General features: G+C 32.1%; 16 protein-coding genes. 3 read left to right on the top strand and 13 right to left on the bottom strand.

Annotation, left to right across the window (positions count from 1 at the left end; genetic code table 11):
• Nucleotides 1-12: 12 nt before the first annotated feature.
• Nucleotides 13-717, top strand: a complete 705-nt coding sequence (locus B8T70_RS17275) for a hypothetical protein (protein ID WP_086895625.1) — start codon at nucleotides 13-15, stop codon at nucleotides 715-717.
• A 116-nt stretch (nucleotides 718-833) separates the two neighbouring features.
• On the opposite strand, the gene B8T70_RS17270 is transcribed toward B8T70_RS17275, so the two are convergent.
• A complete protein-coding gene (locus B8T70_RS17270) occupies nucleotides 834-2,051 on the bottom strand; it encodes an erythromycin esterase family protein (protein WP_086895624.1) in 1,218 nt (405 codons plus the stop codon).
• Between the two features lie 401 nt (nucleotides 2,052-2,452).
• The gene (locus B8T70_RS17265; protein WP_086895623.1) at nucleotides 2,453-3,448 is read right to left on the bottom strand and encodes a metal-dependent hydrolase; all 996 of its coding nucleotides are present in this window, start codon (nucleotides 3,446-3,448) and stop codon (nucleotides 2,453-2,455) included.
• A 657-nt stretch (nucleotides 3,449-4,105) separates the two neighbouring features.
• Here B8T70_RS17265 and B8T70_RS17260 point away from each other — a divergent pair.
• The gene (locus tag B8T70_RS17260) at nucleotides 4,106-4,897 is read left to right on the top strand and encodes a polysaccharide deacetylase family protein (protein WP_086895622.1); all 792 of its coding nucleotides are present in this window, start codon (nucleotides 4,106-4,108) and stop codon (nucleotides 4,895-4,897) included.
• A gap of 36 nt (nucleotides 4,898-4,933) precedes the next feature.
• Here B8T70_RS17260 and B8T70_RS17255 read toward each other — a convergent pair whose 3' ends face one another.
• From B8T70_RS17255 to B8T70_RS17225, 6 genes are all read right to left on the bottom strand, one after another.
• A complete protein-coding gene (locus B8T70_RS17255; protein WP_086895621.1) occupies nucleotides 4,934-5,671 on the bottom strand; it encodes a YARHG domain-containing protein in 738 nt (245 codons plus the stop codon).
• Nucleotides 5,672-6,029: 358 nt separating this feature from the next.
• Nucleotides 6,030-7,247 (bottom strand): hypothetical protein, encoded by a 1,218-nt coding sequence (locus tag B8T70_RS17250; protein WP_039116656.1) that lies wholly within the window; start codon nucleotides 7,245-7,247, stop codon nucleotides 6,030-6,032.
• Between the two features lie 30 nt (nucleotides 7,248-7,277).
• Entirely contained in the window at nucleotides 7,278-8,195 is a 918-nt protein-coding gene (locus tag B8T70_RS17245; protein WP_086895632.1) for a DUF4625 domain-containing protein, read from the bottom strand.
• Between the two features lie 31 nt (nucleotides 8,196-8,226).
• Nucleotides 8,227-10,662 (bottom strand): TonB-dependent receptor, encoded by a 2,436-nt coding sequence (locus B8T70_RS17240; RefSeq protein ID WP_242667512.1) that lies wholly within the window; start codon nucleotides 10,660-10,662, stop codon nucleotides 8,227-8,229.
• A 6-nt stretch (nucleotides 10,663-10,668) separates the two neighbouring features.
• Nucleotides 10,669-11,154, bottom strand: coding sequence for a DUF4625 domain-containing protein (locus tag B8T70_RS17235; RefSeq protein ID WP_242667511.1), 486 nt, complete (start codon nucleotides 11,152-11,154; stop codon nucleotides 10,669-10,671).
• Between the two features lie 1,003 nt (nucleotides 11,155-12,157).
• Nucleotides 12,158-12,799 carry a GNAT family N-acetyltransferase gene (locus B8T70_RS17225; RefSeq protein WP_086895619.1) on the bottom strand — a complete coding sequence of 214 codons (642 nt, stop codon included), beginning with the start codon at nucleotides 12,797-12,799 and terminating at the stop codon, nucleotides 12,158-12,160.
• A gap of 350 nt (nucleotides 12,800-13,149) precedes the next feature.
• Between B8T70_RS17225 and B8T70_RS17220 the strand changes: the two genes are divergently transcribed.
• Nucleotides 13,150-14,133: a hypothetical protein gene (locus tag B8T70_RS17220; protein ID WP_086895618.1), complete on the top strand. Its 984-nt coding sequence runs from the start codon at nucleotides 13,150-13,152 to the stop codon at nucleotides 14,131-14,133.
• 71 nt (nucleotides 14,134-14,204) lie between these two features.
• Here the strand turns inward: B8T70_RS17220 and B8T70_RS24370 are convergent, their stop codons facing one another.
• The 5 genes from B8T70_RS24370 to B8T70_RS17200 all read right to left on the bottom strand — a co-directional run bounded on the left by B8T70_RS24370 (nucleotide 14,205) and on the right by B8T70_RS17200 (nucleotide 19,877).
• Nucleotides 14,205-14,330: a hypothetical protein gene (locus B8T70_RS24370; protein ID WP_255398719.1), complete on the bottom strand. Its 126-nt coding sequence runs from the start codon at nucleotides 14,328-14,330 to the stop codon at nucleotides 14,205-14,207.
• Nucleotides 14,331-14,383: 53 nt separating this feature from the next.
• A complete protein-coding gene (locus tag B8T70_RS17215; protein WP_086895617.1) occupies nucleotides 14,384-15,391 on the bottom strand; it encodes an FAD:protein FMN transferase in 1,008 nt (335 codons plus the stop codon).
• Between the two features lie 201 nt (nucleotides 15,392-15,592).
• On the bottom strand, nucleotides 15,593-17,782 hold the full coding sequence (locus B8T70_RS17210; RefSeq protein ID WP_086895616.1) for a PepSY domain-containing protein: 2,190 nt from the start codon (nucleotides 17,780-17,782) through the stop codon (nucleotides 15,593-15,595).
• Between the two features lie 86 nt (nucleotides 17,783-17,868).
• Complete coding sequence (locus tag B8T70_RS17205; RefSeq protein ID WP_039116667.1) at nucleotides 17,869-18,351, bottom strand: DUF2271 domain-containing protein; 483 nt, start codon at nucleotides 18,349-18,351, stop codon at nucleotides 17,869-17,871.
• Between the two features lie 47 nt (nucleotides 18,352-18,398).
• Nucleotides 18,399-19,877, bottom strand: coding sequence for an ankyrin repeat domain-containing protein (locus B8T70_RS17200; protein WP_086895615.1), 1,479 nt, complete (start codon nucleotides 19,875-19,877; stop codon nucleotides 18,399-18,401).
• Nucleotides 19,878-20,226: the final 349 nt, after the last annotated feature.

Here is a 20,226-nt window from a genome sequence, read left to right as displayed (position 1 = left end):
TAAATTTAGATTATGAGATCTTATTCAATTTCATTGCTTTTTTTCTTTTTCATTACATTGTCAAATGCGCAACATCATAATAGTAGTGCAGATAAACCGTCGACACATGGAATGCTGATTTTTGGTAAAGAAAAAAATTATGCTTCACACTTACCAATGTTTCATTCTCCACATAATTATCAAATTATTTTGGAACTAGAATTGGATAGTAAAACAAAGAAACTATTTGTAGCAGATCAGGAAAAGAACCCGGATTATAACACTTATATGATTGAGCCCGAAGAATTTGTTTTGCCAGATATGATTAATAATCCGAGATTATTTAAAGCAAATATTTACAGAGGTCATTTTGAAAGAGGAGGGAAGAAAATAGCTTCGGATGTTGTGGTATCTATCAAACAAGTGATTTTTTATAAAAAGTTTAATCCAGATGAAGTAAAGTCAAGTGCAACTAATTTTATAATTTTTGGTAATGCAAAAGAACAATTTATGGTTCATGAGCTTACAAATAAACCCGATTTTGAGCAGATTTTAGAAGTAAAAACAGATTTGACTACACTTATAAAAAATGAAAAATATAGTTTAATCAATGTGAATAAATCTGAAAATAGTCCAGTTGGAGTAGCTGGAAATGATATTCAGGTTGATGCAAATGGAACAAATTATTCTATTACTCTTTCAAAACAATTGTATCTGGAATTTGATGATTTAAAGTAATATTTTATAAAAAGAAAATAACTATTTCTCGAACCATATAAGTGATGTAAGTTCATTTAAGTTTTGCCGAAAAGACCAGCTTATATTTACTTACATCACTTATATGGTTAAATTAATTACTTTAATATAATCGATGGAGTTGTTTCTCGTATAAAAATTAATGCATCAAAATCAATACCGGGCTTCATAGGTAATGCTATTACATTAGTCCAGTTAGAGTATATATTGGTTATGTTGCCATTTGCATTATAAAAAGGACTTTCTTCGGCAGTATCAAAGGCTACAAAGAAAGTAGGGAACTTAGCTTCTGCAAACAATGCCGAATAAGATTTTGGTTGCGCTTCAAAACTGTGTTCTACGTAATCATTGCCATCTAGTACAGTCACTTTTCCTTTAAAAGTATCAAAACCTATTGCGTAATATTCATTACCATATTTCTCTTTTACATGATATCCCATTCCTTTTGCTTTAGGCATATTGGTATCTTTTGCAAAATGGATATTGTGTCCCCAAATAATAGTTTTGGTTTTAGTTTCTTGTTGGATGTCGATAAGATTTTCGGCCATAAATTGATCTCTGGCCAAAGGATTAGATAATAATGTGCCTTGGTATAAAAGGGATATGTATTTTTTAAATTCGTTAAAGCCTTTAATTGTCGATGTGCCTTTAAGTTTTACTTCGGTATTTAAGCGAGAAATAATTCCCGTTTCATCATCAGATAATTCATATAGAGGAAAATCTGGAGTTGTTATCTTTTTTAAAACAGGTATTGCAGCTGGTCCATTAGTATAAAGAGACGCATTTTTTGTTAAATAGGTAGAACAAAAGTTGGCAGAAGCATCAATATCAGATTTGATATAATTAGTATCAAAACCAAAAAGATTAACTTTATCCTTAGGAGTTTTGGAGGTATTATATGTCTTTACCCATTCAAACAAATCATATATTTCTTTTGTATTAAACAATCGCAATGGTTTCATGAGTTGTTTTAAATCTCCTTTTCCAGTCAATAAATAAACATTAATTGGTTCTATCGCCGAATATCCAAACTCAAAACCAATCGATTTATATTGGGCATTTGTGATTAGGTATTTAATAATGCGATTCTTCTCAGTATAAAATTCATGAGTTCCGTGAGAAGCTTCTCCCAGGCCACAAATTTTGTTATCCTTAAGCAGATTGGTTAGCTGCGAGTAATATGCCTTATTGTCATTCTCATTGTCGGTAATGGGTAATGCATGAGAATTTATCCAGTTTAGGGATTGTCCTTGAGCAAAAGTGCAAACAGAAAAAAAGCAACTGAACAAAACGGAGTAAAGGAGGTTTTTGGTCATATAGTAGTTTTTGATTACTAAAATACAAATAATAATTATATGATGTAATGCAATACCTTTTGTACTTTAATAATTTATTTATGCTATTGACCTGTTAACTTGAAAATTGCAATAAAAACTAACACAACAGCATAAGTGATGAATAGCAAATGGGTTGTGGTTATTTTCATTCTTATTCGAGCCAATTTTTTTAATTTATTGCGATGCAGTAGTCTTTTTTGTTCAGGATAGTTGTTCATAATGATTTAGATTTTCATTATTGAAGCAAACATAATACCTGTAAATTCTGTAATGAATTAAACGATTGTATATTAGTGTTTTATGTGTTTTTTTAATGCTTTTTTATAAAATGAATACTATCAAAATGATATTATATTTCTCAAAATGGAATAGTTCCTTTTTTAATTTCCTTTTATGCGATTTAAGATTCCTTGCATTAAGGCTTTTCCATCACGTTTTTGCTTAGGAACTTCTTGAGCCTTTGGTTTTCCGTTTTCATCCTTAAAAACATAGCTAAAGGCAAATTGAGGCTGTTTGGGATCTTTAGTAAGCAAGCCAAAGCGCAAATCATTAAAGTAATAATCGTTGTCTTTTTTGGTTACAATAAACCATCCTTCGCTCACTTTTTTTAAGGTTTCAAAATCTGGATTGCCAGAAAGTTGTTTTGATAACGTATTATTTTTTTCATAACGTTCAAAAGTTATCGACTGGCTATCAAATAAGGAATAATCGCCCAATAGATATGCCTCTTTTGTAGCCACATTAGCATTCCATAAAATACAATTAAAGGCAGTAGGTTTTACAATAAGATCACTATAAGATATATGTTGTTCTTGCAATGCATTTTTAAATTGTTGTAAAGCATATAATTTTAAACTACAAGTTACCAAGAGATAAAATGAACTAATATATATTCCTCGTAAAACATATTTTTTTCGCAAAGCGAAAGTAGGTTTGCGCAATCCTATAATTAAACAAATAAGTAACGGAAGCGTATATAAAGGATCAATTACAAATATAGTTTTTAAGGCAATTCGGTCGGGTAGAGGCCAGAAAATTTGTGTTCCCCAAGATGTAAACATATCCAGTAATACATGGGTAAATAAACACCAAAATACTAAAACAGTAGCACTACGAAAATTAATTTTCTCTTGTTCGATCTTAGAAATAAACCAACCTAAAATGGGCGATAATAAGCCAAAAAATAATAAGGAATGACTTAATCCCCGATGAATAGCTACACCATCTACAGGGTTTAAAAATTGCCCAAACAAAACATCTAAGTCAGGTATAGTTCCTAGAATTGCACCATATAAAATCGTTTTGCGTTGCAATTTTTCACCCGCACATAATTCGGCAGTTGCAATTCCTAACACAATTTGAGTAAAAGAATCCATGAGTTGTAGTTGAACAGCAAATTTAAACAGAAAGATCTAAAGTATTAAAATGTTTTTCAACTGTAGCAGAGCGTTTATAGCCAATATTGTCTATAATGGTACACAGATGATACGGATTTACAAAAGTAAAGACGCGGATCAAAACGGATTTTTAAAAATTAGTCATTAATAAATCTGTGTTCATCGGCTTATATCTTTTAGAATCTGCGAGAGAAGATTAAATATTATTTTTTGCACGCAGATTTTGCAGATTAAGCAGATTTAGTTTTATAAGTATTGAAGAAAAAATCTGCGCTTATCGGCTTAAATCTTTTGTAATCTGCGTGGTAAAAAAAAATAGTCAAAGCTTCAGCGGAGTGGAATGTTTATAGCCAATATTGTCTGTAATGGGACACAGATGATACGGATTTACAAAAGTAAAGACGCGGATCAAAACGGATTTCTTTCTTTTGTTTTTAAAAATCCGTTTTTTATCTGTGTTTTCGCTTTAGCGAATCTGTTTTATCCGCGTTCCCTAGACAAAGAAGTAGGTTAAACTTTGTCACAGCAGTTTAATAAACCAATGAAATCGGGAGGCTTTATTAATAAATTAATTAATAACAGTAAGTAGATTTTTTTTACAGGATAATACTTAAATTTGATTACAAAATCTACACTATGAAGCGAATTATATATGCACTTATTGGTCTTTTTACTATAGGTATTTTACTTTATACAGCAAGTACTTATTCTGAAGAGAAGAAATCTAAACCGCTTCTTCGAGTAAAGAAAGAATCTCAGCCAGGTATCATATTAAGCTTCGATGATAATTATATTGATGATTGGTATAATGCCGAAAAGCGACTGCGCCATTTAGACTGGAAAGCGACTTTTTTTATATGTAAATATGATTCTTTGAATGCTACGCAAAAGAAAAAACTGCACTATTTGCAAGACATGGGACACGATATAGCAGCACATGGATATAATCATGAAAATGCACTTAAATATTCGGCTAAATATGGAATCGATAAGTATATAAAAGAGGAGATACTACCGCTTAAAGTTGCTATGGATAAAGACGGGTTTAATTTGCGCTCATTTGCCTATCCCGATGGAGCACGCAATGCAGATTTGGACAAAGAATTATTAAAATATTTTGACATTATAAGAGGTACAACTTATGGTAAACTTTATCCAGAATCACAATATTGTTACTATGAGGGGAATAGAGTTATTTATGGTTTGGGTATAGATGATGATTACAAGCAGTTTGACGTTGCGTATTATAAAACCCTTATGGATTATGCCAAGAAGCATAATAAAATAGTTATTTTTTATGGGCATAAAACAGTAGATATTGCCGATGAAAAAATAGAAACGCCACTTGCAGCTTTACAAGAAATATGCGAGTATGCAAAGGCTAATAAACTTAAGTTTTATACAGTTGACGATTTGAAAAACTTATAACTAAAATTAGTTATATTATCCTGTTATTAGGCAACATCAACCTGCCCCATTTATGTTCGTTAAGACGACTTTGCCAGTCTGTATAGAGAAAGTCCACCATACAGCATACTCATTTTCTGACATATAATCAGAAAACGGTGTGTCAAAATTTTCCATTATCTCAGAATGTGACATATAATTATACATCAACATAATACCTTTGCTTGTAATAGAAAAGGAATAAACTGTCTTGACATATCCGTTATCTATCTCAACCTTATATAAGGCATTGTTTTTATACCAGTGTACGTCATCAAAATCTATGCGTTTGAGTACGTCTTTAAAATTATCTACAGAGGAAAGATCTTCGTATTTAGGTTTGTTAAGAACCTTATTCAGTTCGTTTTCATTATTATTGATAGCAAATTGTTTAAGCCCTTTGAAATAGGTGAAGATAATTTGTCTCTCACCTTCAAGTAATTTACAGCGATCAGTCAACAGTTTTACATTTTTTTCTTCCAGGGCAGATAATTTTACCAAACTATTATTATTCAAAGGCTTGTACCATTCGAAGCCTCTAAAATAATCTTGTATATTTTCGTTTGTGAATTTGTATCCTTTCCGAGCATAAATTTCGTTAGTCAGTAAACGAAGTTCATCCACACTCAATGTATATATATTCTCAGCTTTTAGTAATGTTGTGCCACACGTTTTACAATTGGTAACACTTTGTGCATTAACCGTAAAAACACCACTTAATAAAATAATAGAAAATAAAAATATTCGTGCAAACATAAATTCTTTTTTTAATGAATTAACGACCTAAAGTAGCAAAAATAGAATTATAAACTTAAGTTTTATACAGTTGACGATTTGAAAAACTTATAAATATAAAATATTGAAATAAAACAGAAGATGCTAAAATGTTTTTAGCATCTTCTGTTATTAATTAATATTATTTAAAATGTTTGATAAATTAATTTAAACACATAGAAACATAGATTTTGTATTCTTAAAATAGGCGTTTCACTTATTTTAAATGCACATAGCTATGTGAAAGAAATATATTTCTCTTTCTTGTTCTTTTCTGCACACTTTGACTATGTTTCTATGTGTTTAAATAAGATTTTAGAATAAGATTATAAAATTAAGATTAATGACTTTTGCTGTTTTCAAAACCAAGAATCGTAATTCTGTATGGAGTATTAGATACTTTTATTTTCTTTACAATTGTCATATTAGATAAGCTTAGTTGCAATAGTTCTCCTGTAGTTGGAGAAGTTATATAAGCAAAATTTTCTGTTAGTTGGATTTGAGGTTTCATAGTCGCATCTTTTGCAATTTCAGCAATTACTTTTCCTTCTTTTTCTACTTGCAACGTAGTTAAATTGTATAATTTAAATTCACCACTATTTAATAAAATTCCTAGTTTGCTCATGTTGTAGCTTACTTTACATTGCGCAATAGTAGCACTTTGTATAATTGGCTTAATTGTTCCGTTAATAACATCAATTAAGTAAGCCCCTTTTTCAGCAGTAAAACCAATAAATTTTCCTTGAGCTTTTGTTTCCAAAATACTTCCAAACCATGCTGTTCCAAAACCTTCAGGAAGTGCAATAAGTTTTTGTTTTCCTGAACTTTCAACCACAAGAACACCACTTGCTGAACCGAAAACAGCATAAGTTCCGTCAGATGCATTTCCGTGGATTCCTTTTGTAGAAATTGTAGATTCAAAAAGAGTTTTACCAGTATTATCTATAATTTTTACTTTTTCAGGAAGCGTTCCTGCAACCGAATTGTCTTTTTGGGTAATAGCATAAGTGCCATTAGTAAAAGTGGCCATAGCACCGTGATGAGCTAATAAACCAGCATTAATTACTTTAAATTTTGCTCCTGCCGTATTAACATCAGCTTCTTTGGCTACAGATAATGTTCCATCACCATCATTAAAAGTTAATAGTTCTCCAATTTTACTTTTAAAATGAGTTGGCATAGGTGATTGTCCTGTTAATGCACCAAACTTTGGAATTCCGTCTACATCAACATGATCGCCATGACCTTCAAATCCGCTGTCAAAAGTTTCTACAGTATTATCAGCTCTATGAATAATTCCTGCATATCTGCCTGATTCTGTTGTGTAAATAGTTGATTTTGCAAATTTTGCATTAAAGAAACTCGAAGTACCATCAACTGGATTTACAAGTGTAATTTCTGTTGTTTTTTCATCAGAAAGTAATACTCTTAAATACTTATATTCAGCCAAAGTTTCCTTTGGAGTTTCAGTAGTATTGTCATCATCGTCATTGCTACAAGAGATTGCAAAAGTGGATAAAGCAAATAAGAAAATCAGTTTAAAATTAATGTTTTTCATTGTAAATGGGTGTTTAAGATAATATTTAGATTAGTAATTAATAGTAATAGGCATTGACTTATATACATTGAGATTGTAGGTTGTATTTTTATACAAAACCACCCAGTTATATACACCAGATTCCCATGCTTTTTCGCCAGTTATTGGGTTTGCATTAGGTAGGTTAGCATCAGTTGCAGCACCGATAACAATTTTTTCGCCGCCCCAAACATCATTTATCTTTTGTAAAGTCGAAATTTTTGATGCTGCGGCAAGACCTTTATGCTCGACTTTAGAAATCACGATTACTTTTTTAAAATCAAGATTGTCAATACTCTCAGGATGGTAATTGGCGCTTTTTTTAATTAGTACAGAGTATAATATTCCATCACCTTTAATCTGACTTATCTGAGCATGAGCCGTTAGTATATCGTCCTTTTTAAAGATTAGCTCAGGTTCAACCCAAGTTCCCATATGATAAATTAAAGTTTCGTTGCGAGAAATCATATCTCGGCCAATTAATGGATCAGTAGGTAAATTTGCAGCATCGACAATGGTAAAATCTTCTTTAATTTCCAGTTTAGAACCATTGCTGTCCAATACTGTAAAGAAAAAGTCATATTTACCTTCGGGAGCTTCATTAGGAATATTAAAGTGTTTATGTACTGTGGTGTTTTTTGCACCAACATATTCAGCCCAACTCAGTTCTAATTTCCAATCGCTTGCATATTTCTCTCCTTTTTTAGGAAGTATTTTAAGTTGCACTGCTGCAATTTTATCTCCAGCTGTGACATCGGCGTTAAAGTGAAAATCGCGACCAATGACTCCTTGCTTATTATTGGCAGAACCAATTTCAACATTTGTCATTGTAGGTTTTGCAACTTCAGGGGTAGTATCATCGTCATTATTACACGCTGTAAATGCGCTAATAAATAGTAAAAACAAGGGGAATAATTTTGCTTTTTTCATAGAGGTTTTTGTTTGTTTAAAAGGGTTCATATTATTTTTGATTATGTATTAAAAAGGGAATTTTGACTGATAGAATAATGTTTCTGCTTGCTTCAGGGAGTTCTATTAATCGATAAAAACTTGTATGATTTAAATATTTAGCATTAAATAAGTTTTGTACTTGCAGTGAAATGGCTAAATCCTGTTGTCCAGTTCTTATTTTTGTTCCCAAGGCAAGGTTGAAAACATTGCTGCTGGCAGTTTTCTTTTCTGGCGGAACAATTTGATTTTGTTCGGCAGTAAAACGATAATCCAATGAGATATAACTATCTTTTAGACTCTTGATTTCGGGACTATAAGTAAGCCCAAACAAAACCGATGCAGGAGGAGAAAAGGGTAGGGTATAGCCTTTTTTACTGCCCGATAGTTGTTCAGAATAAAGATATTCTACAAGAATTTCACCACTTAGATTTTTTAAGAATTGATAGCGCGTTTGCAATTCACCTCCATAGCGCATGACTTTGCTCTGCTCATATTCAAAAACCTGATTACCTGCTCCATAATAAATATCATGTTGCGAAGTAGGGTTGAGGTAGATGTAATTGGGGAAATAATTAAAAAACGGACTCAATTGTACAGACCACTTATGATCCTGCCATTCTAACCCAAGATCTAACTGATAGGATTGTTCAGCAGATAAGTTAGGATCTCCTTTTTCGAATCGGAAATAATGATAATTTACACCGTTTGAAGCCAATTCTTTAGCAATCGGCATTCTGAAACTAGTTCCCGCATTTGCTTTCAATGAGAATTTTTCCAGATTGTAATTAACTCCCGCCGACCAGGTAAAACTTTTGAACGTTCGCGTAAGCTCTTCCGAACGTTCTAAGTATTCAAAATTTGTTTGCCCATTAGTAGTTACTTCACTTTCAAACCAATCTGTATATTGTTTCATTTTTATTTTGCCATAATCCATTCGTAGCGCTGCGTGCAGCAACCATTTTTCATTGAGCTGAATTTTGTCATAAGCAAATGCTCCAGCGTTCACTTGCGTAAAAGCAGGAATCAGGAAACTCCAGCCACCAATTTTATTTTGTTGCAATTCTGTATTTATTCCAACAGTAAACTGATGATTGCCCAATGAGAATTCATCTTTTGCAGAAGCGGAGAAAACTTCTTTATCATATTGTCGTTCTAGATCTTTTGGAGCATACATATCATCGGGATATATTGGCGGCATATAACCATGATTAACATAATGACTCCATTCTCGACGAAAATTCTTTTGAAAACCTATTTGAGTTTCCAGTTGATGTTCGCCCCATCTAAAAGAAGTAGTATTGCTTATCTTGGTATGGTTAACTTCCTGATATGGCATTTGTATATCACGACTAGATTTGTCATGAAGTTCTGTATCTACATTTCGAGGTTCAAGACCATGAGCATTGGCAAAAAAGCCAGTTTTGCTATATACATTACTTAGATACATAACCGATTTAAATTTCTCACCTATATATCCTGTACTCGCATGCATATCGAGTTCGCGTCCAGCGGTATTGCGTAAATGATTTTTATATAAAGGGACAGCATAATTGTAAACCTGAACAACATCGGTAGGAACACGATAATCGCCATAATCCATTGTAGTGATTCGGGTATCAAAGAACCATTTTTCATTACGCCCAAACAGGTTAAAAGAACCACCATATTGTTCGTTATTACTTTTGCCCGTAATATCTAGGCTTCCGCCCAAAGTATGTTTTGCCGGGACAGATAACGGTTTTATATTAATGGCACCGCCAATAGCATCAGAACCATAAATAAATGAAGATGGGCCTTTAATGATTTCTACACGATTTACAGCATATTGGTCAATTTCGAGCCCGTGATCTGCGCCCCATTGTTGTCCTTCGTGTTTAATGCCATTTTCGACAACAATAACCTGATTAAAACTTAATCCCCGGATAAGTGGTTTTGAACCTCCAGAACCAATAGAAATAGTCTTTACACCAGGTAATCTTTGGAGTGATTGCATCAAACTACCGCCAAGATTGCGCTGGATAAAACTACTATTTACTACATCTATGTTAAGTGATTCTTTTTTGTTAAGACGCGTTGCATAATTATCTTTTATTACAACTTCTTGTAGTTCTTTAACTTCCTGATGTAAGATAATATCAGGTTGTACATTTGAGTTTTTGTCTAACGAAAGTTCAATTTCAGATTTGATATAACCCGAATAACTAACAATAAGTTTCTTTGAGTTTTTAGGAATTTCATTAAAGTAATAAGCACCTTCTTTATTTGTAAAAGTGGTTATAGATGAGGGATAAATCGTTACAGTTGCAGCTTCTAAAGGTTTATGACTATTAGAAAATACGCTACCTGATATATTGACGGTTTGTGCTGATACTTTCGTGAAAATAACAGCGCAAAACAACAACAGATAAATAATCCGTAATCGATTTGATTTATATTCGTTCTTCAAAGTCACTTATTTAATTTTGATGCTTAAACCTTTAATTGTTTGCCAGCCTTCTTTATCGGTTAGGCGAATAAGGAAATGGTAATCTCCGGGATCAATATCTGTCGGAATGTTGATTTCCTGAGTTGCCTCGTAGCTTTTTAAATTTTCGGGAATAGTGACAGAATTGATATAAAGCAATGGTTTTACAGGTTTTTTTATCGCTTCAGGAGTACAATCATTTACTTCGGTACTATGATTATGATGATCGAAATTATGGTGGATATCCAAGCTATACGATCCTAATGCCGAGTTGTCGGTAAACTTAGCTCTGAAAGTAAATTTTTGTCCACGGATTGCTTCGCTACATTGTATGGGGAATGCATTTGCTGCCGATATATCGATAACAGGGTATTCGGTATCAATTTTAGCATCATCGCTGCTATCACAAGCTGTAAATATGCTGACTACAGCAAAAGATGCCAGTACAAGTTTTGAGATTTTCATTTTGTTCATATGTATTAATTTTTGGTTACAGAGTAGGGGAATACGCTTTTTTAAATGACATAGCTATACGCAATGCCAACTTAAAAAGGAGCACAGAAGGACATATTCATAGATAATTATTCTATGAAATAAGAATTGTTTTTAAAATGGAATAAGCAATTAAGCAGTAGAAAAATCTAAGCTTTTTGAGCAAACGAAATCCAAAGACAGATCTATAGAACTTTATTAAACATATAAGTCATTTAAGAAAATATAAGTTTTATAAACACTTCGTTTATATGAACTTACATAGCTTATATGGTTAGTTTTTATAGAAATTGTTATAGAAAAGTGGTTTTAAACCATATAAGTCATTTAAGAAAATATAAGTCTTCCAAACACTTCGCTTAGATGAACTTACATCACTTATATGGTTAGTTTAAATTCAAATGCAGCATTGCTAATTGATTTTACTTTAAATTGTAGGAGGCGCTCGAAGAGCAAATAAGGATCCCTTAAAGAAATAGGAATAAGATTTGTAATAAAAAGAAACATACGAGGTTATGTTACATCTTTTATAAAACTCAAAAGAGATGAAAGTAAACGTACTTACAGGAGTAAATTTAAAATGACATATAGCACATTCCTCAGAAGAATGATTGTGAGTTATAAGTTCCGTTTTAGCAGTACTTAAATGCTGTGTATTTTTATGGGTAGTATCATGACTTTGGATATGTTCATAAGAATGGATTACCGGAAATAGTATAGCGAATACTACTATTAGCGGCATAAGAAGATTAATAAATTTAAATTTCTTTTTCATTCAGACGAATCAAGATTTAATAAAGCATGTTTATTTAAGAATAAAAACCATAAAAAAATATGATATAAAACGATGAAGAAAGTTGTTATTTCCTTCTGTTTTTCTATTCTTAACGCAATACTGTTGCAAATATAAAAATCTTATTCGCAAATGCAACATTGTTTCATTAAAAAATAAATAATAGTGAGTTTTGAATGGGATTATTTTGTTTTAATCAAGAATAACAGCCGATGTATAAAGGCTATAGATTTCCCATCCCAGAGTCTGGTATAAGGATTTACCTTCTTCTGTAGCAACCAGAAAATTGTTGTAAACGTTATTGGCTAAGGCAATTTTTTCGAGTTCTTTCATTAAGAAAGTAGCAAGACCATTTCGGCGATGATTTGCTTCAGTCGAAATTCTATCATAAATAGCCAGATCATCAACAAGAACAAGGCGTCCTATAGAGGCTAGTTCGCCATCATTGGTAACAATCCGAACAACAAAGGTAGAGTTGTAACTCTCATATTCTAACTTGTATTTATCGGGTAAATTACCACTGGCAAAACTCATTTGTTTAAAACAAGACATCATATATCCTTGAGGCTGAACAATCCATTTTTTAGATAGTTTACCTTTTAAATCATCGGGCGAAGCACAAACTTTTAGATATACCCAAGGTTCATCAATAGTCTCTGATAATTGGATAAAATCATTGTTAAGTTCAGGAAAAATATAACGTTGTTTTTGGTTTTCATATCCCACATTTACCATCCACTCCGATTTGTATTTTACGGGTAAAGATAATTCTCTTGATAAAGACCATGCTTTAATCCATTTTTCGAGAACATGATGAAGGGTGTGGTTTTTCATTGTTATAATTAAATTAGAGTTTTAAATGTGGTAATGGAGGTTATATCTAGGGTGGATATAAAAATAAGTATTTTTTAGTTTTTTAATAGTACTTTTATGGTGTTTTTAAAATAGCTTAAAAGAGAAAGTTAAGTTGCCTTTAATTTTAGAAATAAACAGACGAGAAATTCCGAGATGATCATGTAAAACTTTTCTATTCTTTAATTTGTGTAGATTTTGTCATTATAATTTCCACAGATTTGTGAGAATATTTTATATATAGTATTTCATTTAAATAAATAAAACAACCTTTTTGAAATTAAATTATGCGAAATTATTTTTCTATTTCACTCTTGTTAATCGCAATTTCGATGAATGCCCAATTTTCTATCCAAAATAATTTTACTTGGAATGCTTTAAACGCCCCAAAAACATTTAGCAATAAATTGCAACTTTCTTTTGTAAGCAGCGGTGAGGGATTCCCAAACTTTGGTACGGTAATGGCAGGAGGGGCGAATTCTAATGCTCAAAATGGGGTACCTATACAAGATGGTTCAGTTTTTCAGTTGTATTTCCCTCATAGTGAGAGTTTAGGTGGTGTTGCCCCTAAGGTTAGGTTAGGCTTATATGATAATAAAGGTTGGGGTAGTTGGGAAACTTTTTTAACAACTGCAAATGCTAATAATACCAATATTGATTGGAAAGCAAAAAAACTGAATACCTCTGATGATATTACTACAGAAGGAAGAATTAGCCTTAGATCTTCTAGTGTTTCGACAGGTGATTTGATTTCGATTTACGGAGATAGATTAAACGCTGCTGATATGTATGGTTTTGGAATAGAGCCTGGCGTTTTATATGCTAAAACACCTAATTTTCATAGGTGGTACATTGGGAAGAATGCCGATTTAGGAGCTAGTTCAAAAATGGAACTTAATAATACAATGCTTTATGTAGCTGAAAAAATTGGAATTGGAACGAAAGATACAAAGGGATATTCTTTGGCGGTTGCTGGAAAAGTTGTTGCAGAGGAAATTAAAGTTTCTTTGCAAGCTGGTTGGCCTGACTTTGTGTTTAAAAAAGAATATGAGTTACCTACCCTTACCGAAGTAGAAGCTCATATTAAAGAAAAAGGATATCTTAGCAATATGCCAAGTGAAGCTGAAGTAAATAAAAGTGGTATTAATTTAGGAGAAATGGACGCTAAATTATTACAAAAGATTGAAGAACTTACATTGTATATGATTGATATGAATAAAACGATTAAGGAACTCCAGATAAGTAATGAAAGACTTTCAGTAGACAACAAAATTATGCAAACTAAAATAAAAAAAATGGAGTTAATAAAAAAATAATCTTAGATTGAGGGACATGCTAGGATTGTTTTATACCATAAAGGAATGGTTCATTTAATATTTATGGTTTTTTAGAATTCAAATTTTTTGAAAATAAGTTCAACAGATTTGTATTTTACAGGTAAAGGTAACTCTCTTGATAAAGACCATGCTTTAATCCATTTTTCGAGAACATCATGAAGGGTGTGGTTTTTCATTGTACCAAGAAGTTAAGATTGACTAGTTGCGAGAGAATCCTAAGATTTAAAAGTTAAAATTTAGTCTTGAATTTCTTGATTTTGAAGTTTTTCGATTTGATTACTTTTTCATTATCTGTTATCATCAAACAACTATAATCAGGATATTTTTGAAGTAAAAGTAAACCTTCTTTTTGACCTAAAACCATTAAAGAAGTACTAAGTCCGTTTGCTGTTTCAGCATCAGGACCAAAAACAGTCACACTGCATAAACCAGTTGCGGGATATCCAGTTGCTGGATTGATAATATGAGAATATCTTTTGCCATTAAAAATCACAAACTTTTCATAGCTTCCAGAAGTGGTAACAGCTTCTTGTTCTAAAGGCACAACAGCTAAGAGTTTTTCGGTATTAAATGGGTTGGTAATACCTATTTTCCATGGTTCACCGTTAGGTTGTTTTCCCCAGGTGCTCATATCTCCAGATCCATTTATAATTCCGGCTTTGATTCCTTTAGACAGCATCATAGTTCGGCATTTATCGGTGGCATAACCTTCACCCAGCGCTCCAAATCCTATTTTCATTCCTTTAAGTTTTAGGAATATGGTAGATTGTACACTGTCTAAAATAATGTTTCTATAGCCTACTTTTTCTACTGATTTTTTTATGGCTTCCGCCGAAGGCATCTCGGTCATCGAACCATCAAATTTCCATATTCTGTCCATTGCAGCAAAACTAACGTCAAAGCCACCATTTGTTATTTCAGATAATTTTATGGCTCTTTGGGTTAATTCAAAAACCTCACGATCTACTTTAACAGGTCGGATTCCAGCATTTTGGTTTACTTCAGATACTTGTGAGTCGGGTTTCCAATCAGAAATTAAATTTTCAATTCGGGTAATTTCGGCAATTACAGCATCAATATTTTGTTCAGCAGATGCAGCATCATTTGCAACAATAGTAATATCAAAACGCCCTCCCATAAGCAGCGTAGTTCTTTTTCGGAGAACTTGTGCGTTGCCCGAAAAACAAAGCGTAATTATAAAAACAACTAAAAACTTATGTAGGATTGATGTATGCATGATTTTTTTTGAATAATAAAAAATAATGAGTTTTTATTAATAAGCTCCAGCGGAGCGATATTTTTCTGATAGCCAATATATGCCACCCCGATGGGGTTTGGTTTTTGTCGAATAAATCTCTATAAATATGTCGTCCCGAAGGGACTTACAAAATCCAATAACTATCAACTATCAATTATCAACTATCAATTATCAATTAACTTAATAGCAATCTGTCAACAACTGACCATTATCTTTATAATATGAAATAGACTTCATTTCTCTTGAAAGACATAAATCATCCAAAATAGCTTCTACATCTTTTTGCATTGCAAGCGAACCACAAATCATGATAACGCCGCCTTGGTGTAATAAATCGATAAAAAAGTCAACATCTCGTTTAATCAAATCCATTACATAATGATGATTTTGTGCGCGAGATAAAGCCAAATGAAAGCTTTGAAGTTGATGCTTTTTAATCATTTCTGCGGTAAATTTTTTATAACCTAAAACAGTTTCCGTTTCCATTCGGAAGCCAGAGTATAAATGCGTTTCAACTTTTTTCTTATTCTGTTCAATCATTCCAAGGAAAGGAGCAATACCGGTTCCGTTAGATATTAAAGCAACTTTAGATACGGATTTAGGAAAATGAAAAGCTTTATTATTTAAGATTCTAGCTTTAATTGTATTCCCAGGTTTTAGGGTATTCAAAAACTCAGAACCTAAACCGTGAGGATGAAGTTTTACAACCAATTGTATGTTGCCAGAATGATTACCAATCGAGTATAAACGCTCTCTGGTGTCATTTGCAGGATAAATAGCCAGTAAATCACCCGAAGTAAATTTGGCTCTCATATTAGCTCTTAAAGTCAATATAAAAGTTTGTTCCGTTTCAGAAATTAATGTTTTATCTAATACCATTAATTTTTGTAAACCTTTAGGAACATGATTGTATAATGAAGGCGTTGTCGATAATGGAATTCCGCTTTTGGCACTCCATAATTTTATCCATTCTATAAATTCGAGAGCAGATTTGTCATTAACGGTTTGAATTTCTAAAAAGCGTTCCGTCCAATTTTGAGTGGCTAAAAGTTGATCAATTTCAATAGCAAAACCACAAAAATCAGGATAAGCTTTAGAACCAAAACCAACCACCGAAAAATTGATTTTTTGTTTTTGATTGTATTTCTTTAATAGCGATACAAATTTATTTCCATTAGAAGGTGCATCGCCTAAACCATGAGTAGAGGTGAAAACGATAATGTGTTCTGCTTTCGGATATAGATCGTAATTATTAAGTTCTGTAAGGAAAACTTTTTCGCCATGAGCGATTAATTGTTTTTGAATAGCATTGGCAAAACGGAATGAACTTCCATTTTCTGAACCAGCGAGTAGAATGATTTTACTTTCGTTGGCTTTGAATTTATTTTTAATTCGGCTTGATCTTCTTTTTAATGTAATGGCAAAACCTGAGTATATAAAAAAGAGAATGTTGATGCAGGCAATAGCTAATATTATAGCCCAAATAGCATTTATTCTTCCGGTATGAAGGTCAAGGCTTAAATCAGATAATTGAACCGTCATCGGGGAACGTTTTTCAGTAATTATAGCTCCTGTAACCTGATTAACCTCAATTTCTCTGTCTTTTAATCCGATGATATAATATTCTTCAGGATCAGATGTAAAAGGAAATTCGATTTTTTTTACATCAGATAGTAGAGTAGTAGTAAATACAGATTCAGTTTTACCTTTAGAAGGTTTTATAATTTCTGTTTTTTCCTTTTGATTTTTCTCTTTATCCATGAAAAAATTAAATCTTTCCAGTGATAAATAAGTTCCGGTAATAGCAATAATCAGAATCGGAATTAAAGTTAATCTTCCTAATACAACATGATAATATTGAGCAAAATACTCTTTAATTACTTTAGAGAAAAAGTTACGGATTCCTCTTTGTCTGTTTAAAACAAGCGCAAAACCAGAGCAAGCAATTAAAATCAATAAAAAAGAAATAACGCCAACAAAAAAGCGTCCTGTTTCATGCAAAAATAAAGAACGATGTAAGGCAGTTGTCCATTGGATAAATTCACTTTTTTTAACTGGTGTTCCTAAATTTTTCCCTGTTTTGGGATCAATATAAGCATTGATATCATTACCGTCTTGATCGATTGCCTGAAGTGTTACAAACTGGTTGTAATCAACACTTAATTCTGTTATTTCAGGATATATCTTTTTTAAAACTGGCAAAGTTTGACCTAAAGTTATCTGATCAAAATTTTCAACCTTATACGGATGTTTTTTTTCCTGAATTGCGTCTACTGCCAGAATGATACCCGTTACAGATGCCAACAGTAGAAATAAAGAAGAAAACAAAGCCAAAGCCAAGTGAGTGTAACGCCAGAAAGAAAGAGTCATTGAGTGTAATCTAAAAGGTAATCAAATGTTTTAAGCTTTGTCAAAGTTTAAAACTTTGACAAAGCTCGAATTTCAGGTTTAAGAGATTAAATTTTATTTAATCTCACGTATCTAATATACCCTTTTCCTTCTGTTTTAGCAGCAAGACCTTCAGTTGTAAGAGGGATTTCAACATCGCTTACATGGTACTTTTGATCTTCAACAGCAGATTCAAATCTTAATTTATATCCTTTATTTATTTTAGAATCTTCAATTTCAATTGTTGTCATACTACGATCTCCACCAGTAACAGACGCTCCAGTTTTTGCACTGATATCTACCGGTTTTTTAGTTTGAAATTTATTCCATTCTTTTAATGAGTTGTACCATTTTTTGTCGTCTCCCATTACATAGAGTGTTTTTTCGTATTCTCCTTTAGGGTTGATAAGCGAAACTACGATGTAAGCACCTTCTCCCATATAGTTAGACATTTGAAGCATACATTTGTATTTGCTTGCCTGTGCTGAAGCTTGAAAAGATATAAGACAGATTAATGCGCTTGTAAGAGCTATTTTAAATATTGATTTCATTCCGGTTTTATATTTTTAATTGAATTGGTATTTGACTTTTTGAAATATTACTTTAAAAAATCAATTGATATGTTTTGTTTTGTTAAAGACTCATTTTCTTTGGCTAAAGCATATGCGCTTTCGTCAAATTCGGTAATAATATCTTTTTTAGCTCCAATAGAAAGAAGGTATTTCAGGATAGTATCATTTTTGGCAACCATGGCAGCTTTGTGTAAAGCAGTCAAACCGTCTTTGTTTTTAGCATTTACATCGATGTTTAAATCAGCTAATTTTTTCAGCAAAGATAAATCGTTTTTAGCAACTGCAAGATGATACAATGTATTCCCGTCTTTTTGTGGAGATGTAAGGTCTAATCCTTTTTCCTGTAGCAATTTTACTTTGGCAGTAAAAGGATCTTGTTTAGCATCTGGTCGGTAAGATTGTACTAAATAAACACCTAAATTATTACCTTCTTTATCAATAACTTTAACATCGGCACCTTTTGCCAAAAGTGTTGCAACAGCTTCTGGAGTTCCAGATTTTACAGCTATAGTCAAGGCAGATTCTCCTTTGGCATTTTGTAAATTGATATTTTTTGCTGTTGGCAATAATTGCTCTAATACCCCATTTTCTTTGGCTCCGGCTGCAATCATAAAAGGAGTGTTTCCGTCTTTATTAATTGCATTAACATCAACACCTTTAGCAAGGAAATAAGTAATTATTTCGGCTTGGTTTGGTTTTCCTGCTAAAAGATGCAATACATTTTCTCCAGATTTATTTGTAGCGGTTGGTTTTATTTTTAATTCTTCCACTAAAAATTTATAAGTTTCAATCGGAGTAGTTTCTCTACGTGTACCTTGAGTTGCAATAAGAAGTGCATTATCAGTATATTTTACTTTTCTCTCTAATAACTTTTTCAAAAGAACAACATTTCCTGTTCTAGCAGCATAATCAAATGCTGTGTTTCCGTTGTTGTCAATATCTTTTAGAGACAATCCTTTTTTGGTAAGATAGTCAGTAATCGTAAGATCTTTATCAAACGGAACTGCCAAAAGCAATAGGTTTGCTCCATTAGCATATTTTTTCTTCGGATCTATTCCAGCTTTAAAAAAAGCCTCACAAATACCTGAATTAAGTAAACCGCTAGTAGCACCAAAAACAAGTGGAGTAGTACCATGGCTATCTTCAAAGTTAATATCTGAACCTTTGGCAATAAGATATTCTACCAGTTCGGTATTTCCTCTATAAGCCGCCCAGTGTAAGTAAATACGATTGTCGTGAGTAGATTTGTTTACTGGATTTCCTGGTTGTTCTAATAAGAATTTTATACTTGCAAAAGGAGCATCATTATTAATGGCAATAACTGGAACATCAAAAGCATTTGCATTCGCTTCAGATGGGCTATTTCCTTTTGCAATTTCAGCTTTAACAACATCAATACTTGGTGCTGTTTTCCAAAAAGAAGCTTCTAATAAAGTATTTTTTTGCTGAGCACTAACAAATAAAGTTGCGACTAATGCGAAAGAAAGAAGAATGTTTTTTTTCATATTATAGATATTTATTACTTTTAAAATTGTGTTGATTCTTATAAAATTCACGACTTAATAGCGTGATTTATTTAGAATCAATAAGATTAAGCAAATGTAAAAAATAATAACAATTAAAGCTATTACTTATTTGTTAATGCCCATTTTTAAGGAAGTTTTATTAGTTTGTCTGAAAAGCTTTAGAACTAAAAATAGAGTAGGGTATTTTAAATAATCTAAAAGTATCTGAAAAAAGTAAAAAATAATGTTCGGAGACAATACGATTACATAATCAGTATCATTTCCAAAGTTTCTTTCTTAATACTCATTTTCATTTTTTAATTGTATATAAAGTTTCGCAAGTAATCGA

Source organism: Flavobacterium sp. AJR, assembly GCF_002156885.1.
Lineage (GTDB): Bacteria > Bacteroidota > Bacteroidia > Flavobacteriales > Flavobacteriaceae > Flavobacterium.
The sequence above is the reverse complement of the archived record's forward strand: the minus strand, read 5'-3'. Positions and strand labels throughout refer to the sequence as shown.

Coding starts and splice junctions, on each gene's coding strand:
- B8T70_RS17200 (WP_086895615.1), bottom strand. CDS start 19,877: ATGAAAAAAAACATTCTTCTTTCTTTCGCATTAGTCGCAACTTTATTT.
- B8T70_RS17255 (WP_086895621.1), bottom strand. CDS start 5,671: ATGTTTGCACGAATATTTTTATTTTCTATTATTTTATTAAGTGGTGTT.
- B8T70_RS17215 (WP_086895617.1), bottom strand. CDS start 15,391: ATGCATACATCAATCCTACATAAGTTTTTAGTTGTTTTTATAATTACG.
- B8T70_RS17225 (WP_086895619.1), bottom strand. CDS start 12,799: ATGAAAAACCACACCCTTCATCATGTTCTCGAAAAATGGATTAAAGCA.
- B8T70_RS17275 (WP_086895625.1), top strand. CDS start 13: ATGAGATCTTATTCAATTTCATTGCTTTTTTTCTTTTTCATTACATTG.
- B8T70_RS17250 (WP_039116656.1), bottom strand. CDS start 7,247: ATGAAAAACATTAATTTTAAACTGATTTTCTTATTTGCTTTATCCACT.
- B8T70_RS17220 (WP_086895618.1), top strand. CDS start 13,150: ATGAATGCCCAATTTTCTATCCAAAATAATTTTACTTGGAATGCTTTA.
- B8T70_RS17235 (WP_242667511.1), bottom strand. CDS start 11,154: ATGAACAAAATGAAAATCTCAAAACTTGTACTGGCATCTTTTGCTGTA.
- B8T70_RS24370 (WP_255398719.1), bottom strand. CDS start 14,330: ATGAAAAACCACACCCTTCATGATGTTCTCGAAAAATGGATTAAAGCA.
- B8T70_RS17260 (WP_086895622.1), top strand. CDS start 4,106: ATGAAGCGAATTATATATGCACTTATTGGTCTTTTTACTATAGGTATT.
- B8T70_RS17265 (WP_086895623.1), bottom strand. CDS start 3,448: ATGGATTCTTTTACTCAAATTGTGTTAGGAATTGCAACTGCCGAATTA.
- B8T70_RS17245 (WP_086895632.1), bottom strand. CDS start 8,195: ATGAAAAAAGCAAAATTATTCCCCTTGTTTTTACTATTTATTAGCGCA.
- B8T70_RS17205 (WP_039116667.1), bottom strand. CDS start 18,351: ATGAAATCAATATTTAAAATAGCTCTTACAAGCGCATTAATCTGTCTT.
- B8T70_RS17270 (WP_086895624.1), bottom strand. CDS start 2,051: ATGACCAAAAACCTCCTTTACTCCGTTTTGTTCAGTTGCTTTTTTTCT.
- B8T70_RS17210 (WP_086895616.1), bottom strand. CDS start 17,782: ATGACTCTTTCTTTCTGGCGTTACACTCACTTGGCTTTGGCTTTGTTT.